This window comes from Vibrio sp. nBUS_14 (assembly GCF_051201655.1).
Lineage (GTDB): Bacteria > Pseudomonadota > Gammaproteobacteria > Enterobacterales > Vibrionaceae > Vibrio.
Genome location: NZ_CP179207.1, coordinates 1,657,579 through 1,677,741, shown reverse-complemented (window position 1 = coordinate 1,677,741; position 20,163 = coordinate 1,657,579). Strand labels below are relative to the sequence as shown.

At 42.8% G+C, this 20,163-nt stretch carries 17 protein-coding genes and 2 pseudogenes; 10 read left to right on the top strand and 9 right to left on the bottom strand.

The genetic code is table 11. From position 1 onward, the window contains the following. Window positions 1–46: 46 nt before the first annotated feature. The 3 genes from ACMAZD_RS25430 to ACMAZD_RS25420 all read right to left on the bottom strand — a co-directional run bounded on the left by ACMAZD_RS25430 (window position 47) and on the right by ACMAZD_RS25420 (window position 2,458). Window positions 47–670: a 3'-5' exonuclease gene (locus tag ACMAZD_RS25430; protein ID WP_435249958.1), complete on the bottom strand. Its 624-nt coding sequence runs from the start codon at window positions 668–670 to the stop codon at window positions 47–49. 69 nt (window positions 671–739) lie between these two features. Next, a complete protein-coding gene (locus ACMAZD_RS25425) occupies window positions 740–1,144 on the bottom strand; it encodes a PPC domain-containing DNA-binding protein (RefSeq protein WP_435249957.1) in 405 nt (134 codons plus the stop codon). A gap of 108 nt (window positions 1,145–1,252) precedes the next feature. Then, window positions 1,253–2,458, bottom strand: a complete 1,206-nt coding sequence (locus tag ACMAZD_RS25420) for a DEAD/DEAH box helicase (protein ID WP_435249956.1) — start codon at window positions 2,456–2,458, stop codon at window positions 1,253–1,255. Window positions 2,459–2,808: 350 nt separating this feature from the next. Between ACMAZD_RS25420 and ACMAZD_RS25415 the strand changes: the two genes are divergently transcribed. Then, complete coding sequence (locus ACMAZD_RS25415) at window positions 2,809–3,465, top strand: alanine racemase (protein WP_435249955.1); 657 nt, start codon at window positions 2,809–2,811, stop codon at window positions 3,463–3,465. Window positions 3,466–3,478: 13 nt separating this feature from the next. On the opposite strand, the gene ACMAZD_RS25410 is transcribed toward ACMAZD_RS25415, so the two are convergent. Next, window positions 3,479–4,629, bottom strand: a protein-coding gene (locus tag ACMAZD_RS25410) for an IS3 family transposase (protein WP_435249954.1) whose coding sequence is annotated in 2 segments (ribosomal slippage) — window positions 3,479–4,386 and window positions 4,386–4,629 — 1,152 coding nt in all. Because the reading frame shifts where the segments join, the coding sequence is not laid out codon by codon here. Window positions 4,630–4,691: 62 nt separating this feature from the next. Between ACMAZD_RS25410 and ACMAZD_RS25405 the strand changes: the two are divergent. The 3 genes and pseudogenes from ACMAZD_RS25405 to ACMAZD_RS25395 all read left to right on the top strand — a co-directional run. Continuing rightward, a pseudogene (locus tag ACMAZD_RS25405) lies at window positions 4,692–5,864 on the top strand (hypothetical protein); the annotation flags it as partial. A 101-nt stretch (window positions 5,865–5,965) separates the two neighbouring features. After that, the gene (locus ACMAZD_RS25400; protein ID WP_435249462.1) at window positions 5,966–6,715 is read left to right on the top strand and encodes an IS5 family transposase; all 750 of its coding nucleotides are present in this window, start codon (window positions 5,966–5,968) and stop codon (window positions 6,713–6,715) included. Window positions 6,716–6,895: 180 nt separating this feature from the next. Continuing rightward, complete coding sequence (locus ACMAZD_RS25395) at window positions 6,896–9,016, top strand: hypothetical protein (protein ID WP_435249953.1); 2,121 nt, start codon at window positions 6,896–6,898, stop codon at window positions 9,014–9,016. Window positions 9,017–9,922: 906 nt separating this feature from the next. Here the strand turns inward: ACMAZD_RS25395 and ACMAZD_RS25390 are convergent. Next, window positions 9,923–11,557, bottom strand: coding sequence for an NAD(P)/FAD-dependent oxidoreductase (locus ACMAZD_RS25390; RefSeq protein WP_435249952.1), 1,635 nt, complete (start codon window positions 11,555–11,557; stop codon window positions 9,923–9,925). A 258-nt stretch (window positions 11,558–11,815) separates the two neighbouring features. Between ACMAZD_RS25390 and fdxA the strand changes: the two genes are divergently transcribed. Beyond that, window positions 11,816–12,139: a ferredoxin FdxA gene (gene fdxA / locus ACMAZD_RS25385; protein WP_050650887.1), complete on the top strand. Its 324-nt coding sequence runs from the start codon at window positions 11,816–11,818 to the stop codon at window positions 12,137–12,139. A gap of 96 nt (window positions 12,140–12,235) precedes the next feature. Here the strand turns inward: fdxA and ACMAZD_RS25380 are convergent, their stop codons facing one another. The 3 genes from ACMAZD_RS25380 to ACMAZD_RS25370 all read right to left on the bottom strand — a co-directional run bounded on the left by ACMAZD_RS25380 (window position 12,236) and on the right by ACMAZD_RS25370 (window position 14,710). Beyond that, complete coding sequence (locus ACMAZD_RS25380; RefSeq protein ID WP_435249951.1) at window positions 12,236–12,970, bottom strand: RNA methyltransferase; 735 nt, start codon at window positions 12,968–12,970, stop codon at window positions 12,236–12,238. 193 nt (window positions 12,971–13,163) lie between these two features. Beyond that, window positions 13,164–14,216 carry an aldo/keto reductase gene (locus ACMAZD_RS25375; protein WP_435249950.1) on the bottom strand — a complete coding sequence of 351 codons (1,053 nt, stop codon included), beginning with the start codon at window positions 14,214–14,216 and terminating at the stop codon, window positions 13,164–13,166. Between the two features lie 347 nt (window positions 14,217–14,563). Continuing rightward, complete coding sequence (locus tag ACMAZD_RS25370; protein WP_004731758.1) at window positions 14,564–14,710, bottom strand: hypothetical protein; 147 nt, start codon at window positions 14,708–14,710, stop codon at window positions 14,564–14,566. Window positions 14,711–15,058: 348 nt separating this feature from the next. Between ACMAZD_RS25370 and pepT the strand changes: the two genes are divergently transcribed. The 3 genes from pepT (at window position 15,059) to ACMAZD_RS25355 (ending at window position 17,897) form a co-directional block, all read left to right on the top strand. Further along, a complete protein-coding gene (gene pepT / locus ACMAZD_RS25365) occupies window positions 15,059–16,291 on the top strand; it encodes a peptidase T (protein WP_435249949.1) in 1,233 nt (410 codons plus the stop codon). A gap of 75 nt (window positions 16,292–16,366) precedes the next feature. Next, the gene (locus tag ACMAZD_RS25360; RefSeq protein ID WP_435249948.1) at window positions 16,367–16,834 is read left to right on the top strand and encodes a DM13 domain-containing protein; all 468 of its coding nucleotides are present in this window, start codon (window positions 16,367–16,369) and stop codon (window positions 16,832–16,834) included. 202 nt (window positions 16,835–17,036) lie between these two features. Further along, window positions 17,037–17,897 carry a mechanosensitive ion channel family protein gene (locus tag ACMAZD_RS25355; protein WP_435249947.1) on the top strand — a complete coding sequence of 287 codons (861 nt, stop codon included), beginning with the start codon at window positions 17,037–17,039 and terminating at the stop codon, window positions 17,895–17,897. Window positions 17,898–17,980: 83 nt separating this feature from the next. Here ACMAZD_RS25355 and ACMAZD_RS25350 read toward each other — a convergent pair whose 3' ends face one another. Continuing rightward, window positions 17,981–18,424 carry a dCMP deaminase family protein gene (locus ACMAZD_RS25350; protein ID WP_248376711.1) on the bottom strand — a complete coding sequence of 148 codons (444 nt, stop codon included), beginning with the start codon at window positions 18,422–18,424 and terminating at the stop codon, window positions 17,981–17,983. A gap of 110 nt (window positions 18,425–18,534) precedes the next feature. On the opposite strand from ACMAZD_RS25350, the pseudogene ACMAZD_RS25345 reads away from it, so the two are divergent. Then, window positions 18,535–19,035, top strand: a pseudogene (locus ACMAZD_RS25345) (efflux RND transporter permease subunit); the annotation flags it as partial. Between the two features lie 339 nt (window positions 19,036–19,374). Next, window positions 19,375–20,061 (top strand): MaoC family dehydratase, encoded by a 687-nt coding sequence (locus ACMAZD_RS25340; RefSeq protein ID WP_435249946.1) that lies wholly within the window; start codon window positions 19,375–19,377, stop codon window positions 20,059–20,061. The last annotated feature ends 102 nt before the right edge of the window (window positions 20,062–20,163 follow it).

The window sequence follows — 20,163 nt, the reverse complement described above, 5'->3', positions numbered from 1 at the left end:
AAACGAATCAGCCTTTGTTTCTTTCTATGTTTTGAGCTTTAGGGATTTAATTGCGATTGCTCATCAGCAACTTTGGAATAGAGCCTTTAGCGGTCTTAGATATTTTCTGCATCAGTTGAAAGCTCGGCTGTTTAATGCCGTGGTCACTTTGAAGCTCATCAATCATTAATAACCATAAGCGTGCTGTCATTTCTGAATCGGCTAACGCTCTGTGGAAAGTGCCGTCGTTGTCGATATTCTTGAAACGCACAAGGTCGCCTAGCTTATGAGTTGGTGCGTTTTGGATTAGCCGGCGAGCAATCAGCATTGAGCATGCAAATTGTCCATTGTACTCACGACTAATAGTATCTAACTCTGCATCAAGAAAGCGCTTATCAAATGAGGCATTATGAGCGACTAATTGGCTGTCTTGGATGAAGTCTGCAAATTCATCCATCACTTCTCCGCAGCTAGCAGCAGTGCTCAACATGCGATTAGTGATTCCGGTATAGCCTTCAATGAACCCACTCACGCGAAATCCTGGGTTCATCAGTTGTTGAAAGGTTTCGACCACTTCGCCGTTAACGAGTTTCACGGCACCAATTTCTATCGCTCGATCGCCCATATTCGGGGATAAGCCAGTGGTTTCGAAATCGAGAACGATAACGGAGTCTGCGGAGTGTGGAGCCATGGTGTTCCTAATAACTGTTTATCTGTATCGCTTTATATAAGCGTTGGTATTGCCGTCGGTGTATCCAGCTTATTGTGAGTTATCACTGATAGTGAGCTCAGTGTAGCCTGTCGAATCGTCATGCTCTCTGCTGAAGGTCAAGGTATCGTAGCGATGAAGAATCAATTCAGCGGTGGTAGCGATGATGGTTCCTTCAAGCAAATGACCACCAATCACATCGCCATTCTCATCAGCAACAGATATATGAACGTGTTGGTGGTTGGGCGTTAACGTTGCCATGACAGACACGATTTCGAACTGCGCTTGAATAAACTTTGTGTGGTTTGCATTTGCCAAGCGAATATTGAGTTGGGAAACGCACCCCACACAAGATGCAATAGAGCCCGAAATGACGTTATGTTTGGTCACTAGCTTTTGTAGTTCAAGCTTTAAGTCTTGACCTCGGGTTAATCGTGTTGCAATTGGGGTGATCATTGGCTTCCCTCTAACTCTCACTGGTTTAAAGAACAAAACGAAGCCTTAGTTGGCTTCGTTTTGTCATCATCTGGCAATACGCTTTGGCTTGAAATTAAGCTCGGCTAATTACTTACCTTCTTTTTCTTGCTGTTCTCTTTTCTTCTTAGGAACAAAGTTCAGCACTGAAATAGGCACTTCTTTACGTGGTTCAAAACCTTCAACCAGGCGGCGTTCAATTAAGTGACCAAGGCGCTTTTCAATAATGCATAGGTTTTTAAAGTTGTCTTTTGATAAGAAAGAGATCGCTTCACCTGTTGCATCAGCACGGCCAGTACGACCAATACGGTGAACGTAGTCGTCTGCTGGGAAAGGCATATCGTAGTTAACAACGCGTGGTAGGTTATCGATATCGATACCACGTGCAGCAACGCCCGTTGCGACCAGGAACTTAAGGTGGCCTTTCTTAAAGTCCGCTAAGATCTTTTCACGAATCGCTTGGCTACGTCCACTGTGGAACGCTTCAGCCTGGATGCCGCGCTTTTCAAGTTGAGATACGAGCTTAGCCGCCCCATGCTTGGTTTCGATGAAGATAAGCGCTTGATCCCAGTTACCCTCAGTAATCATGTGGCTCAGTAGTGCAGACTTACGATCTTTATCTACCGTTACCAACCATTGTTCAATGTTCGCTTTCGATGCGTCTGTCTTAGCAATTGAAATCTCTTCAGCATCACTGATCGCGCTCTTCGCTAGTGCACGAACCGGGGTAGAAAGCGTTGCTGAGAACAGCAGGTTTTGCACACCTTGCGGTAAGCGAGCTATGATCTTGTTGATGTCTTCGATGAAGCCCATGTCTAGCATGCGGTCTGCTTCATCCAGAACTAACACTTCAACTTCATCAAAGTGAACCGCGCGTTGACCATACATGTCAATCAAACGTCCTGGTGTTGCCACTAGAATATCAACACCTTCAATCAATCGATCTTTTTGATGTTGGTAAGAGACACCACCGTACATTGCTAAAGACGTTAGGTTTAAAAACTTCGCGTACTTCTTGATGTTTTGTTCAACCTGAACCGCCAGCTCGCGCGTTGGTGTAAGGATCACTGTGCGGATGCGTTTCTTACGTTGCGTTTCACCTTTACTCAGCATCTCTAAGATAGGGAGAACAAAGCTCGCAGTTTTACCTGTACCTGTTTGTGCTGCCGCAATAAGGTTCTTACCAGAAAGTACAATCGGAATTGCTTTTTCTTGAATAGAGGTTGGCTTTTCGTAGCCTTGTTTTGCAACGGCTTTTACAATAGGTGAGCTTAATCCAAGCTTGGAAAATGGCATAAGTTTCTCGGTATGATTTGGCTAAATAGCGATGGAAAGGTTCAACAATCTTATACAAGGATAAGATTAATAGCGGCATTCTACCATGTTGCTTGTGTATCGCTAGTATCATACGTTTTTTAGTTTTATCGGTATTAAGTACATGGTAGCTAATCAAAAGTGGAATTTTCACGGTTACTTTACATTATCCTGACTGATCATATTGCGTTAAACTAAAGCCCATTGGTAGCTCGGAAGTAAGAGCTATGTTACTTATTTGTCTAGAAATAACCTTGCTCAAAGTGACTCATACCTTATAATCCGAGCATATTACAGTCATAAGAAATTATTATTTTAGCTAGGATACTTTTATGGATATCAGTCATTTAGATACCCCTTCCTTGATCGTGGATCTTAACGCAATGAGTGTTAATATTCAGTTGATGCAGGGACGAATTAACGATTTAGGATTAGCTCTTCGTCCTCATACCAAAGCACACAAAATTCCTGCTGTTGCACAAATGCAAATAGACGCGGGAGCGCAGGGTATTTGTGTAGCCAAATTAGGTGAAGCGGACGTGATGGCACAAGGTGGCATTAAGGATATTCTCATAACCACGCCTATTGCGGGACAAAAGAAAATTCAGCGTTTAATCACTCTGCATCAAGTTCATCCTGACGCCCGTTTTATTCAGGTGATTGACGATCATTATCATGTTGTAGAAATCGCCAAAGCCGCATCAGCGGCAAATATTTGTGTTGAGCTGATGATAGAGGTGGAATGCGGTCAGCAGCGCTGTGGTGTTCAAGTTGGTGATGATTTAGTGGAGCTTATCCAAGCGATTCAAATTGCGGATGGCGTTAGCTATGCCGGAGTCCAAGCTTATAGCGGACACTTACAACATGTTAAGGGGTACTGTTCGCGAAATGAGCAGGCGAGATCTGTTGTGGTGCCTTTGTTTGATTTCATTAGATCTACTTTAGAGCCTAAAGGTATGGCCCCTCAGATAATGATCTGCTCCAGTTAGACTGGACACCGCATTAAGCGACATGTTGTTTTTCAAAGTTAACTGGGCTTAGATACCCAAGAGCACTGTGCCTTCTTGTTCGATTGTAATCAACTTCAATGTATTCAAAAAGCGCTTGGCGCATCTCTTCTCGGGTCATTATCGGCTCGTATTGGACAGCTTCTACTTTCATTGAGTGAAAAAAGCTTTCAACACAGGCGTTATCCCAACAATTCCCCTTCCTACTCATGCTTTGTTTTAGATTATGAGCTGCGATTAAATCTCGGTAGTCTTTTGAGCAATATTGGCTACCTCTATCACTATGGATAATCACGTCTTCTGGCATGCCTCTGCGGAACAATGCCATTGATAGTGCATCACAGACCAGAGTTGCGGTCATTCTGGTGCTCATTGACCAACCAACAACTTGCCGTGAGAACAGGTCGATAATAACGGCTAAATACATCCAGCCTTCGCTTGTCGCTAGATAGGTGATGTCTCCAGCCCATTTTTGGTTCGGTGCTGTCGCATTAAAGTCTTGCTCAAGCAAGTTCGGGGCAACAGGAAGCCTATGCTTACTGTCTGTCGTACATTTGAACTTACGGGCGGCCTTCGCGACTAAGCTCTGGCGTTTCATGCTCGCGGCAATTGTTTTTACATCGTGCTTATTACCATTTGCCTCAAGTTCTTTTTGAATGCGCCTTGCACCGTCGCGTTCCTTTTTATCATCAAAGACTTCTCGAACTTTGCTATCAAGCTGCTTGCGGTGTTCGTTTCGTTGAGTGACTTTATGACGATTATCAATCCAATAATAAAACCCACTTCGAGAAACCCCGAACACCTTAGCCATACGGACAATCCTATATTGCATCAGGTGTTCGAGCATAAACTCATAGCAATCTACTTTAGATTTTTCGCGAAGTAGGTGGCGGCCTTTTTTACGATATCTAGCTCTTCAGCTTGCTCTGCTAATAATCGTTTGAGCTTGGCATTTTCAGTGGCGAGCTCTCTTTCTCTATCGCTAATTTTCGCGTCTTTTTTGACGGCTTTACGCCATCCATAGATTTGAGATTCATGTAACGATAGTTGTCGTGCGGCAGCAGCGACACCGACTTTCTCTGCTAACTTAAGCGCTTCGGCTTTAAATTCAGGAGCATGTTTGATTCGTATTTTCTTAGTTGTCATTGTCCACCTCGTTAGTAATTGTACTCACTTAACTCAGTGTCCAAAACTTCTGGTGCGGATCAATCTATGTACAAGCGCATTCGGAGGAGTTCGTTCTCGGAATTGCTACTCTATTTGAAAACTTAAAGCAGACTCGCACTGGGAGAGCCATTATCAATCAAGCCTCTCACTATGCCCCGATTGCGCTGCCAAATAAAGAGCGTGCTTTAGCGTTCCATACCGAAGGTCTAGTTGATGGTACTATAGAAAAGATTCACGTTGTAATAAGGCCCCCTAGGGGTGGAAAGCAGTTTGTCACAGAACCTCTAATCGCCTCCCCTGAATTTGTGAATTATCAATCGAATGGGCTTGGTGTTCCTGCAGTGATCTATTTTGACATCGATAATGCAGTTTTAATCCCAGGTGACTCAACCATTATTGAACCTTCTATAGCACTCGGGCATGAGCTTATACATGCTCGTGACTATTTAACTGGCGGCTTACCAACGGGTTCGCAACGAATTCGTCATCGTGCTCCTGTCGCTGGTACAACTCATAATGGAGAAGAGTTTACAGAGGGAGAGGTGGTTGAATTTAGCTTAATGAAACGTGAGATAGAGGCGACAGGACTCTCCTACCAAAAAGGGAGTACAAAGTTAAAAACACTCACCACTTCACGCCAATCGTCTATCGAAATAAGAGAAAGCGTGATGAATGTTTGGGAAGAAGCATTAAAGAATAAATCGGTATCTAAGTCTGATTACGCTCGCGTTAAAACTAATATTCAACGTTTGAAATCTGAAGTGCCAGTATCCGAATACCATTTATCTAAAGAGTTTGGAAATCAAGCTCGTGACATGTATTGGCCGGGCTCTATGATTGATTACTCATCAACTCCGACTGATATAACGTTAAAAAGCGTAAAACAAACTACCTCCGGAGTATTGAGCTCGACAGCACTTAGTACGACAAAAGTAAGTGAGGCACTCCATAGTAGCCCTCAATCTCTTTTACTAATAAGCACAAGCTTAATTGAACGAAAAAATGGCTTCCCAAAACTCGATAAGGTATTGCGTACCGATCTTGAATTAGCCATCAAGGCGGATCGCAAAGTTATTCTTCTCGAAGGTGATAATTTTTCATCGTTAACAGAGGTTGAAAAGCGCCTAACAGCAGCAACGATTCAAAAGGCCGCGGATAGTATTAAAAAAGGCAATACCCCATCCTCTGTCATTCAAATAAAAGCAGATGAGATTAGGGCGTGTTGATCTTTCGTGAGTGTTTTTTGAACAGCATGGTAAAGAGTTATAATTTGCTTCGCCAAAAGTAAAACCATAACCAATACCATGCCAATACCATGCTAACTGATATTCGCTGGGAACTGCTACTCCAAGTTATGAAAAGTACAGGTCGTATTTACGATAAAACTGAACATCGAATGACATTTGAAGGAATACTTTATCGAATGAGAACAGGTATTCCTTGGCGAGATCTACCCTCTGAGTTCGGAGAGTGGAGTACCGTTTACAGACGATTTAATCTTTGGTCAAAGAAAGGGATTTTAGATAATCTTTTCAAAAGCTTATCTAGCATGGCTGACTTTGAATGGGTATTTCTTGATGGCTCTATAGTTAGAGCGCATCAGCATAGTACAGGTGCAGCTACTGAAAGTTCAGAGCAAATAGGAAAAAGTCGCGGGGGCAACTCAACCAAAATTCACTTAGCTGTAGATAGTGGTGGCCTGCCGATTTGCTTTGATTTATCAGAGGGACAACGCCACGATATAGTGCATGCCGAAAGCTTAGTTGAGCAACTCGATGAAGTTAATACCATCGTTTGTGATAAAGGATATGACAGCGAACCTTTCCGTACTTTTGTTAAGGAACGTGGCGGAGAAACAGTAATTGCTAAACGCAATTACGGACAAGATATAGACAAAGACAGTATGGATTGGTGTCTATACAAGTATCGTCACTTGGTCGAAAATGCCTTTGGGAGAATTAAGCATTATCGAGCTATTTCAAGTAGATATGACAAGCTAGAAAGGAATTATGCCAGCATGTTATCACTGGCATTCATGTTAATGTGGCTACCGATGTATTGTTGAACACGGAATGTACAGCAAAGATCAACACGCCCTAGTCAATCGGATTGTGAGATCAGATCAACCCAATCCGAGTGTGATATACGCGAACCGTTTGCGCTGGTCTAAGCTCGCAGAGAGAGAAAATGTAACTCTGGTGGCAAACTCTATATTACCTAAGTCAAAGAAGTGTTGGAGCCTATAATGAAGATCAAAAATTTAATATTGTTCATTGGTCTTTGCGTAAGCTTGAATACCAATGCATTGGAAACTTGTAATCTTGGTTCTGAAACACTTGAAGAAGAGCACGAGTGGCTGGCTCGGTTGGACTATGAATTTGAGAGTGAACTGACTGATGTTAAAGAAATTGCAGCATTGGATAAAATTCCAAGTCTAATGCTTCCTATAAGCGACGAAGGCATGCTTGCTGAACATTGGGCTGGAGTTACTGCGGTCATAGATAGTAAAAATAGTCAGCCCAACAGTGCAAAAAGAATTACCCAATTGGAGCGTGTTTCTGAGCGTCAAGCTCTTTGGCAGCTAGCTAAAAATGGAGGTAGGGCTTTTTCAAGCGTGTTAGATATTGTTTTTTTCGCTCCTTGGGTTGAAGATTTAACGAGAACAATGTGGGATGACTCTGCAAGCGACCTACACCGACTGAGTGTTACCTCTGAACCTATCCCTTTTGTCGGTTTTGCTATTGGATACTATGATTACCTTTCTACATTAGACAACCCAGAAAAGCGTCTTAATCAATGGCTGAAAAATGGGCACTATAGCTATGGACAAGAGAGCGTGCTTCAAAGGTTAAACACCGCGTCTGGAGAAGCCATTGAGCATCAACATGAACAATTAAAACAGCATATTATTGAATTGACTAAGAGGCTTGCCTCTATTCAATTACTTCACTACGACGCGACGTATAGTGCAAAAGTATTAGAGTTGCAGGAGGTCATCAATAAAATGTTTTCCGCAATCGATATCGAATATGCCAACACAATGTTGGATCTGTATAACCGTCCACAGCACGTGATTCAGAAATTTGGAGAGCAAGCTTGTATCAACCAAAAGCTGGAGGTTCAGGAGGAGCTTAATAATTTGGGTGCTGCATCTAGCGTAGCTATTAACAATTTGAGGGCATGTAGCTATCGAATGTTGATGGGAAATGTCGGACAACTCTATGGTATCGGAAAATACCCGCATATCGATAAAGTCCGTAGCGAGGTCCTCGCTTATAAACAAAATATTGTAGAGAATGCAGTGAGCCATATTGTTGAATGGCGCGAAAAGCTATTCGAGATTCAGCACAATAGTATTGATACTCTCGTGCGTGACACTTTAAACAGCGGAAGTATTCGAAGCTATCGACTGTATTTGTATCAACGTGCGCGCCGAATTGCGATTGATAACTTTTCTTTGTCCATCTTACAAAGGCGAGCCACCGAAGAGGAGCAACGCACAGGACGCTTTCTGATTGGAGCTGGTGAGCTTATCTGCGGAGTGTACTCTTGCCAGGTTTATCAAGGCAGAGAAGTCTTTTTTGATGAAGACTCCGATCCACTTTTACAAAAGCTGTCTGAGCCCTTGGACAACATCGATCTGAGCAGCTACATCAATGAGCGTGTTAGGCGCGGATGGACAAACGTTGAGCTTGATGAGCCTTATATAAATCTTTGGGAACAGTGGCAAAGTAGAGAAGATGTAAGTCTTTCAGCTTTGCCTTATAAAGGTAACCCTTCATTGGAAGTGATTAAAAAAGACATGCCCGAGTTGTTTGAGATTTTCGAGAAGATCCCAAGTCACTTATCAGCACAACAAGCGAAGCCATACTTGTTTCAATTAATTAGAAACGGGATGTTTAAAGAAGATATCCAAACTGCTTGGACTAAACTGGGTGATTTTATATTTCGATTTCAATACGAACTACGTCAGCATCAATCACTTAACTTCTTACCTTTGGCGTGGAAGCAAGCCATTTGGCCTTCTCAACCTCATGGTGTCTTGTTTAGTGCTTTTTTAGATAAATCGTACATGTATTATTCTCGTCAGCCCTGGACTCAAGCATTACCATACTCTTATGGGGGGAATAGTATTCCAAATTGGACATTATATCAGGGACAATCGCATCATTATTATCTAACCCAATCGGTGCCCGAGAATGTCTATCTTGGAGATCAATATTGGAAAGAGATTAATGAACAGCTTAGTCATGTACTAGCATTACCTGAAATTCGTTGGCGTCCATTTGAGCAAATGATTCTCATGGATATATGGTCTCAGGTTACAGAGATAGAGTCTTTGGTAGAGGTATCGAACCACCTGTAGTGTCTACCCAGCACTGACAACGTATAAATACCGACCGTGAGAGGTCGGTATTGTTATTGACAGCTTAATTTTTTTTGCTTTTGTGCCTTCAGTGATGCTTTATAACGGTATTAGGGATTAAGTCTAGATTATGGCTAAGGTATTCAGAATGCAGCTATTCGTTACCTCATCTTAAATCGCTTCATAGCTACTTATCGAAAGCATAATGGCTGCAACTATTAGTGAGAATTACTTCATTTGGTGCGTCAGAATCCAAGCATATCCTGCTTAGGTACACTCGTGCCATCTATCGGGTGTTTATCGATTTCAGAGTGGACATTCTAGAGTTTAATGATGATGAAGCCTTATCAGCACTAAAAGAAGGCAGGGTTAGGCATTTCCATTGTAGCAGAGCTTGCTGTCCCTGAAAGTCACCCTGATGTTTGTGTTGTTCCAATATCGCCTGAATATCCTAGGCAAATTTGTTTGGCTAAAATAAGTGGTGGTTTTTATTCTTATGCTGCTAGATGTGTATGGGAATACCTCGAAAAATCAAGAATGTAGTTTAAACTTATCGAACTTATTAATAATGGGCAGGATTTGTAAAAAACAAGATCACTTTCGTATAGATATGACAACGAAATAACAACTGTACTTTTGGGAGACGTGGCTTTCACATTGATAATTCAAGCAATTAACATGGGAGAGAACTGCTTTTTCTGACAAACACTCGTGTAAAAACGTAATTTGCGGTGCAGTTCCCTTGAGTAAGGGGGACCAGTAAAGAGACATAAAACCGCACATACCATTTACCATGATGTGTACGGTTTGACACTCCAAATAAGCTCTGTAAGCAAACAATGTATCTTGATACTTACAATAACGTATTTAGGCATAAGCCTTATAGTTACACTTTCATCGGGAGAGTTATTTAATAAGCTCTATCTTCTCAGCTTGCTTCTGTTCTACCATAGACAGTGCAAGTGCTTCTGCAACCTTAATACCGTCGATACCAGCAGACAGGATACCACCTGCGTAACCTGCGCCTTCACCAGCAGGGTAGAAGCCCCTTAGGTTGATGCTTTGGTAGTCTTTGCCACGTTTGATGCAGACAGGAGAAGACGTACGAGTCTCAACACCTGTTAGTAGACCGTCTGGCGTAGAGAAACCTTTGATCTTCTTCTCGTACGCTGGGATTGCTTCACGAATCGCTTCGATAGCAAAATCAGGCAGTGCTTTTGAAATATCAGTTAGGTGGATACCTGGCGTGAACGATGGTTTTACTTCACCGATTTCACTTGGATCTCGACCTTTCAAGAAGTCACCGATTTTCTGTGCAGGGGCGTCGTAGTTCTCGCCACCTAGAACATAAGCGGCACTTTCTAATTCACGTTGTAAGCGGATACCTGCTAGTGCGTCACCTGGGTAATCGCGTTCAGGGTCTATACCCACAACGATGGCACTGTTTGCGTTACGTTCTGCACGAGAGTATTGGCTCATGCCGTTAGTTACCACGCGGCCTTCTTCAGAAGTCGCGGCAACCACAGTGCCACCCGGGCACATACAGAAGCTGTATACAGTACGGCCATTCTTACAGTGGTGAACGAGTTTGTAGTCCGCTGCACCTAAGATAGGATTACCTGCGTTTTTACCGAAGCGAGCTTCATCGATCATCGCTTGCTTATGTTCGATACGGAAACCAACAGAAAAAGGCTTAGCTTCCATGTAAACGCCACGTCCGTACAGCATTTCAAACGTATCACGAGCACTGTGGCCAACAGCCAGTACTACGTGACGAGATTTGATCTCTTCACCGTTAGAAAGCGTTAAGCCAGTGATTTGATCGTTTTCCATATGAACGTCGTCTACACGAGTGCTGAAACGGATTTCGCCACCTAGCTCAATGATAGAAGCACGCATCTTCTCGATCATGGTAACCAGTTTAAAGGTACCGATGTGTGGCTTACTTACGTATAGAATTTCTTCTGGTGCGCCAGCAGCTACGAATTCTTCGATTACCTTACGGCCGTAGTGCTGTGGATCTTTAACTTGGCTGTATAGCTTACCGTCAGAGAATGTACCTGCGCCACCTTCACCAAACTGTACGTTTGATTCAGTGTTCAGAGTACGCTTACGCCAGAAACCAAAGGTATCTTTCGTACGTTCACGAACTTCTTTGCCACGCTCAACGATGATTGGATTGAAGCCCATTTGAGCAAGCACTAGGCCAGCGAACAAACCACAAGGGCCAAAACCGATAACGACAGGGCGCTCAGTTTGGTTCTCAATCGCTTTAGCCACGAATTTGTACTCCATGTCAGGAGTCACTTTTACGTGCGGGTCGCTAATGAATTGCTCTAACAACTCAGCTTCGTTTTCAACGAGAACATCAAGCGTGTAGATAAGTAAGATTTTTGATTTCTTACGAGCATCGTAGCCACGTTTAAAGATATTAAAAGAAAGTACCTGATCAGAGTTAATACCAAGTTTCGCTTCAATAGCGTCTTGAATGGCTGATTCTTCGTGGTCTAGAGGGAGTTTAATTTCGGTTAAACGTATCATTTCGATGTCTCGTCTTTATAGGTGTCTTAGCTAGACCGGTTATTAAACCTGTAAAGCTGAGTGTAAAAGCCGAGGTTTCAAATAAGCAGTAAGCTCACAATGGCGCGCATTTTACGAGAAATTGATTTATCTGTCATACTAATTTGGAAACATGGAGCAAATAGACACGATATTAGAGTCGTATGATGTTGAATTTTGCCTTGGGATGAGTATTATCCTCCATTCTTCAATTTTGACTAACTTATAGAGCAGAGCATCATGGCATTTGTCGTAGGCGATAACTGTATTCAATGTAAATACACAGACTGTGTGGCGGTATGCCCCGCAGATGCGTTCCATGAAGGCCCTAATTTCATGGTAATTAACCCAATCGAATGCATTGATTGTGGTTTGTGTGTTCCTGAATGCGACGCTCAAGCGATCTTCCAAGAAGATGAACTGCCAGAAGATCAAAAAATCTTTATTGAAGTGAATGCCGAGCTTGCCGAGATCTGGCCAGTGCAAACTGAAGTCAAAGCACCGATGGATGAAGCTGAAAAGTGGAATGGTGTCGCTGATAAGTTGGCAATGCTAGAAAAGTAATTGTTGAAAAGAACTCAAATAAAAAGGCGTACTGATTTAATCAATACGCCTTTTTAATATCTGAACACTGTCGACTGGTTCGTTAGCTTATGAGATTTAGCTATGCTGACGACACATGTTGTCGAGAATAATACCTGTCGCCATTGCTACATTCAGAGACTCTGCACCACCGAATGCTGGAATCGTAATCTTATCAGTCACGTATTTAGCGGCGTGTTCACGAATGCCGTGAGACTCGCTGCCCATTAGCAAAATGCCGTTGGCTGTAAACTCCGTCTTATGAACACTTTCGCCCTCTAAGAACGCGCCGTAAACAGGCAGGTTCGCTTGCTCTAAGTATTCAGGTAAGTCTGTTTGGCTTACGTGTACTCGGCCAAAGCTGCCCATGGTCGCACTGATCGTTTTAGGGTTGTATGGGTCAGCACAATCGCTGCTCGCAACGATATGCTTAATGCCATACCAGTCTGCCACGCGAATAATCGTACCTAGGTTGCCCGGATCAGATACACCATCTAGTGCAATCATTAACCCAGTAGCTTTTGGTAGTTCAAATGTTGGGATCTCAACAACAGCAATTGCCGCATTGTTACTCACCAAAGTACTCGCTTTGGTCAGGTCATCCAGTGAAGCTTCAACACAATCAAACTCAAACAGTGACGCGTGATTTTCAGATAAGAAATCAGCCGTAGCAAAGACGTTCTTTACGACTAAGTCACTATTGAACAGCTCAAGTACGTTTTTTTCACCTTGAACTAGAAACAGGCCGTGGGCTTTACGTTGTTTCTTTTGGCCCAAAGCTCGAAGGAGTTTTAATTGGTTTTTTGAAATCATGTTTTTATCCTAGATATAAGCCCGCGCATTATAGAGCAAAGGTTGGAGAACCAAAAGCGTGATAGCTTAATGTGATCCAGATAAAAAGCAAAAGCGACCCACTTAAAAAAGAAAAGCGCACTAAATAGCGCGCTCTTGTGAGATTTACTTACCTTAGTCTCGCTGAACCGAGAAGGCTATGTGAACTGACCGTTTAATATGGAACAGGGTAGCGCTTAAACACGGTGTTGATATCAGCAAGGATCTCTTCTGAGAGTGGCTTACTGAAAGCCGCCACGTTCTCTTTCAACTGCTCCATGGTGGTTGCGCCAATAATGGTAGAGGTAACACCATCAACTTGGTTACACCATGCCAATGCAAGCTGGCTTGGTGTAAATCGATGAGTGTTTGCGACTTCAACATACCCTTTTACTGCTTCATTGGCAGATTCAGTGTCGCGGAAAATGCCTTTACGCTGCATGTAGGTCCAGCGGCTGCCTTCCGGTCTTGCTCCATCAACGTATTTTCCACTGAGCATTCCCCCGGCTAACGGCGACCAAGGCAAGTAAGCGACATCTTCATGCACGCAGTTTTCAATTAAATATGGCCAGTCTTTCCCGTGCAGTAGGCTGAATTCATTCTGAATAGAGACAATACGCGGCAAATCGTGTTTTTCGCTCAGCTTGAGATAGGTGTTGATACCCCAAGTAGTGTCATCAGACAAACCAACATGACGGATTTTTCCTGCTTTAACGCAGCTCGCTAGCGCTTGAAGGATTTCCAACATATCCGCTTCATGCTGCTTTCGGTCGATATCACTGAAGCGAATTTGATTTGGGAATTGTTTGCCAAAGTGAGGCGTCGTTCGATTTGGCCAATGCAGTTGATATAGGTCGATATAGTCAGTTTGTAGTCGTTTTAATGATGCATTAACTGCTGCGATCACGGCTTCACCCGTTATCGAGCCTCCATCTCGAACCCAAGGAAGGCCTGGGCCTGCAATTTTACTCGCTATGATCAGTTCTTGGCGGCGTTGCGGGTGGCGCGATAGCCAGTTACCAATGATCGCTTCTGTTTTGCCGTAGGTGTCTGGAGACGGCGGTACTGCGTACATTTCTGCAGTATCGATGAAGTTAATACCTTGGCTTAGTGCGTATTCGATCTGTTGGTCAGCTTGTTGTTGCGTATTTTGCAGTCCCCAAGTCATGCTGCCAAGACAGATGCGGGAAACGGGAATTTGACTACTTCCTAGTTTTGAATATTCCATTGAATTCGGGATTCCTGTGGTTAAGTTCTCTGGTACTCGCATTAAAGTTTTTGAAAAGAGGGCGAGTGAGGAATGAAAACGAATATGAATTATTAGCACAAAATGACACGACTAGGTATGGATTGGGCAAGTTTAATGAGTTATTTCTCAATGCAACGAATGAGTTAGCTTGATTATTGGTAAGCAACAAACAAAAGATGTAATAGATAACAAGGTGTTAATGGTTTTGTACTTTAATGGAACGGTATGGGAAGGGGGAAAGGGTCAGAAAAAAAAGAGCTCTACATCGAAGTGAATTAAAGCTCTTTTTTAGGGGGTTTATAAATACGTTCTGAGTATTGATTAAGTTACGAGGTCGCGTTGGTGTCAAACCCACCTTGAGATTGCGCCTGTCTTAGAGCTTCCTGCCTTTGAACTTCTTTCTCAGTTAATGCTGGCTGAAGCGTTTCCTCAGAGGCTTGAGGAGATAAAATGAAATATTTATTAATCGTCATAACTGTGTCTCCGTGTAACGTATGACAGATTCTGCACCAAGGATAAAGGGTGATCATCATCCACTTTGTACTTTTTATAGGCTGAGAATGGAGGGCGTAGAATGCGTACAAAGCGATCTCTTATCATCCGTATGCAATGTTGAACTGACGAAACCCTCTGATTTCAAGTATAGGAAGCTCGTCTAATTGCGCACAATAATGATGTAGAGCAATTACATAGGTGGTCAGGGGCGTAAGATGAAAAACCTCGCTACTGACTCTGTGTTCGTCTTAATTTAACGATGTATCGCTAATCGACATAATAATTAGGTCAGTAAATCAATTACTTAATCCATGGTGAGATGAATTATGGAAAAGCTTGTAGAACGTTTTCTGAATTACGTTACTTTTGATACTAAATCCGATCCTTCTAATCAGCAGTGCCCAAGTTCACCGGGGCAAATCACGTTTGCTGAAGCCTTAAAATCAGAATTGATCGCATTAGAGCTAGTTGATGTTTCATTAAATGAAAATGGGTATTTGATGGCGAAACTGCCGTCGAATGTTGATTATCCGGTGCCAGCTATTGGTTTTGTCGCGCATATGGATACCGCACATGATGCTTCAGGAGCAAACGTGAAACCACAGGTGATTAAAGATTATCGAGGTGGAACGATAGAATTAGGTGCAAGCGGTGAATGCCTGAACCCAAGCCAATACCCAGATCTTGATGCCTTGCATGGTCATGACCTGATCATAACCGATGGCACGACTCTGCTTGGGGCCGACAACAAAGCGGGCATCGCTGAAATCATCAGTGCAATTGCCCACCTCAAAGCGAATTCAGACATCAAACACGGCGACATTTGTATTGGTTTCACGCCAGACGAAGAAATTGGCCGTGGTGCGAACCTGTTTGATGTTGATAAGTTCGGTGCTGAGTGGGCGTACACCATTGATGGTGGTCCAGTCGGCGAGTTGGAGTTTGAGAACTTTAATGCCACAAGTGCTGATGTTATTTGCCACGGCGTAAACGTTCACCCGGGTACCGCAAAAAGTAAGATGGTGAACTCGATGAACATTGCAGCACAGTTCCAGTTGATGATGCCTGCGCAAGAAACACCTGAATGCACAGAAGCCTATGAAGGTTTTTACCACCTGAAATCAGCTGAAATGGGCGTTGCGCGATCTGAATTGGGTTACATCATCCGTGACTTTGAGCGTGAAGGCGTAGAGGCGCGTAAGGTATTCATGCAACAGAAAGTCGATGAACTGAACAAACGCTTAGATAAAGGTCATGTTGAGTTGGTGTTGACTGACAGCTACTTCAACATGAAAGAGATGGTTGAACCACATCAACATATTATCGAGTTGGCTAAGCAAGCGATGATTGAGTGCGATGTTGAGCCAATGATCAAACCTATTCGAGGCGGAACTGACGGCGCTCGCTTATCTTTCATGGGGTTACCGTGTCCGAATATCTTTACTGGTGGCTACAACTTCCACGGTATTCATGAGTTCATTACTATTCAAGGTATGGAGCAGGCGGTAAAAGTGATTGTTGAGTTGGCTCAACGTACGGCAACTCACTACCAAAAATAGCGACTTCCAACGCGATATCTCTTTGTATTTTTGAGAGTATTCAATAATACTCTCTTAAGCATAAGGGAGTACGCGATGAAAAAGTTAGTTTTATTTTGCACCCACTTAGCCGTGGGTGCTGTTGGTTTTGGGCTGGGTGTTTATGCGCTGCCTATCTTGATTGAGCCTGATCTTCCTTCCTCAAGTTCTGTTGAAGCGATCAGTCAACAGGCTATTTACACGGGTGAGTTCAGTAAAGACCGACAAGACAGTGATTTCTTACATTGGGGAGAGGGCATCGTCTCGGTTTCTGAAAATGCGATTGCGTTTGAAGGTGAACTGGCTCCTGGGCCTGATTATAAGGTTTACCTTTCGCCTAAGTTCATTGAAACCGAACAAGCTTTCAATGACAGCAAGAGTGTGTTACTTCGAGTCGGAGATGTGAAAACATTTGACCGGTTTATGGTTGAACTTCCCGAAGGCACTGATCTTAATCGATTTAATACGGTTGTGATTTGGTGTGAAACTTTTGGCCAATTTATTACTTCTGCCAAGATAAAATGATAGCCTTATCTAAGCTGATTTAGGCATGAAAGAAAGCGCTCTATTTTTGAGCGCTTTTTTATCATGCGTTTCTTGGCTGCGTCAGTCGTTGTAAAACTCATTGTTGTATAGCTCATCATTGTACAGCTTTTCGTTGCATATCTAATGGTTTTAATGCTCGTCGTTATAAAGCTTAATTGTTGTAATGCATAAGGAATAAGTAATGGAAAAGATGTGGCAAGTAATAGATTTCCTACTCGCTCATAAGTTTATTTTTAGTGCACTGATCATCTGCATTATTTTAATAATCCGACGAATCACTTTGTCTCGAATCCGTGGTGATGTCGCTTTTCTAAGTGAAGACCAACGTAATTGGATGTCACGCACCAAGAACGGTACGTTTGCCATTATTATGGTCACTTTGTTTGTGCTGTGGAAATCTGAAATCAGCGAATTTGCGCTGTCTGTTACGGCTATTGCGGTTGCGATAGTAGTGGCTTCAAAAGAGATCATTCTCTGTTTCACTGGCTCTATTCAGCGTGCCAGTTCTCGTTCATTCCGAATTGGCGATTGGATCGAGGTTGGGAAGATCAGTGGTGAGGTGATTGAGCACAACTTGATGGCGACTGTGATTCAAGAGATCGATTTGTATCACGGGCAATACCACTTCACAGGCAAGACAGCCACGCTACCTAATAGCATGTTCTTCACTTATCCGGTAAAGAACCTCAACTTCATGAAGCGTTATGTTTATCACAACTTTTTTGTGACGGTAAAAGACTTTGTAAATCTATACCCAATGGTGCCGGATCTTATCATGAAAATTGAAGAGCATTGTGAAGAGTTTATCGATGTTGCCCGTCGTTATAATGGTGTGATCGAGAAACATGCCGGAGTCGATCTTCCTGGTTCTGAGCCTCATATTCATATCACGAGCAGCTCTACCGGTGAGCAAGAAGTGCATTTCATGATTTTCTGCCCGACTGAAAAGGCGGTTCATCTAGAGCAAGACATTCGTAAAGACTTCATGGAAGCTTACGCATTGGCATTTCCCCCAAGTGACGAATATTGTGCTAGAAGCTAGCCAGTCTGAATAAAAAGAAAGCCGAGATCGAATATATCGACTCTCGGCTTTTTGTATTTTGGGAGCTAGCTATTTGTGAATGATTAATCCAGCTCAGCGAGTGGTAACCAATCAACTTTTACGCCAGCTTGTTCGAACATGTCTTGGCTAACTTTGATCTTATCTCCCCAACGAGAAAGGAAGTCTTCACTTTGCTCTGGGCAGTGAACCGCAGAAATACCCGTTTGGATAATTTTTGCTGCACAGTTTGGACAAGGGAAATGGGTTACCCAAATTTCACAGCTGTCTAAATCACGTTTAGCAAACAAGATCGCATTTTCTTCCGCATGCAGTGTCTTGAGGTATTTCATTTCACGGTCGTCAGTGTCAGCACTGTCAGAGACGCCATGAGGGTAGCCGTTGAAACCTACTGAGACGATACGGTTGTGCTTGGTGATCACCGCGCCAACTTGAGTTGATGGGTCTTTGCTCCAAGAACCAACAAGCTCAGCCATTTGATAAAAACGTTTAGCCCATTTTGAGATCATGTGAATTACCCTAGTCATTAAATATGAATGCTTATGTGTGAAGATACATGATGTTAGTCAAAACACCTAGTTACTAAGTGTGCGAAGAGGCTGTTTGGGATAAATTTGTAATTTACTTGTTCATGGTGGCTCAGTACGAGAGTTGGACGATCCCTATAGCGATTATCTTAGTGGTACCTGTCGCGACTTTAGGTTCCTTCTTAGCGCTGAACCTGACTGGAACGTCGCTTAACCTTTATGCGCAGATAGGTTTGGTTCTCTTGATAGCCTTGGCCGCGAAGAACGCAATCTTGATTGTAGAGTTCGCAAAAGTGGAGCGTGAAGAGAAAGACGCATCAATTGAAGATGCGGCAGTGAAGGTCGGTACGCTGCGTTTCCGTGCTGTGAACATGACACCTTGGTCGTACATCTTAGGTATCTTCCCGCTTATATTCGCAGCGGGCGCAGGTCACGTGAGTCAGAACTCGTTAGTTATCTCCCTGGTCGGCGGTCTGCTATGTGTGTTACTGGCAGGTACCTTCTTGATTCCAGGCTTCTATGCATTTGTGCAGCGTAAGCGTGAAAAAGCACACGATGGTAACACTAAGCTGATTCCACTCGATGATGAGTAACGAAACTTTTTACTCATAGGGACGATTTTATTGTAAAAATCGTTTCTTTATAAAAACCATTTCCTTACGAAAAATAAAGCTTAGTGTGATGCTAAGCCTTTTTCTTATTCCGAACGTGAATAAAAAAGTAGTTTATATAATCAGATATTTATTATGTGATGGAGTTAACACTCTAATTTAGGTTTTGTAATAAAATGATGTTTTATTATTAAGTGTTTGTTTAATATAAAAATAACAGTGTTCAGCTAACGAGTGTATGCTCGAAAACATTTGCACAATAGTGTGAAGTGTTTCAAAATTACCGAATTATATTGAAATTTTTTGTGCATTGAGGTTCTTATGAAAGTCATTGATATATTTAAACACCGAGGCGATAGCGTGTCTTCGCAACACTCAGAGTTTATGCAATGGATGTCTCCAGCTCTTAGAGATTACTGGGGTGACTTTCTGAATCGTACGCAAAATAGCCATTTCTTTGCTTGGGTTCGTGATCACCACAAACCTGCTGTAAATGAAGATGCACCAGAGATGCCAATAGAACAGCCGCTTGTATTAACGCGAGAAGCACAGCTTGTGTTTGATGAGCTCAATCAGCAGATCGGTGAAGTTATTCATACTGGCGACTGGATCAATGTTAGTCAAGATCGTATCAACCAGTTCGGCCTTGTTACTGAAGATATGCAGTGGATCCATACTGAACCTTCTAAGGCTGAAACAGATTCTCCGTTTAAAACAACCATCGCACATGGATTTTTGACTTTGTCTCTGCTTCCTAGACTGACTGACAGTGTTGATCCTGATAAGTCTCAATTCCCAACGGCGAAGATGGTTGTAAACATTGGTCTTAACCAAGTACGTTTCCCATATCCTGTAAAATCGGGCAGTAACGTTCGTGCTAAAAGTACGCTAACAAAAGTAACGCCAATTAAGAAAGGCCTAGAGATTGAACGCGAAATCCGCGTAGAAATAGAAGGGGTTCGTCGCCCTGGCGCAGTGATTGTGTCGGTGATTCAACTTCACTTCTAATACTTTGTTTTAAGATAAATAATTCTTAAACGAAGATTATAGATTCCCAAACAAAAAGAGAGAGCTTAATGCTCTCTCTTTTTTTTGTATCATATCAATCGA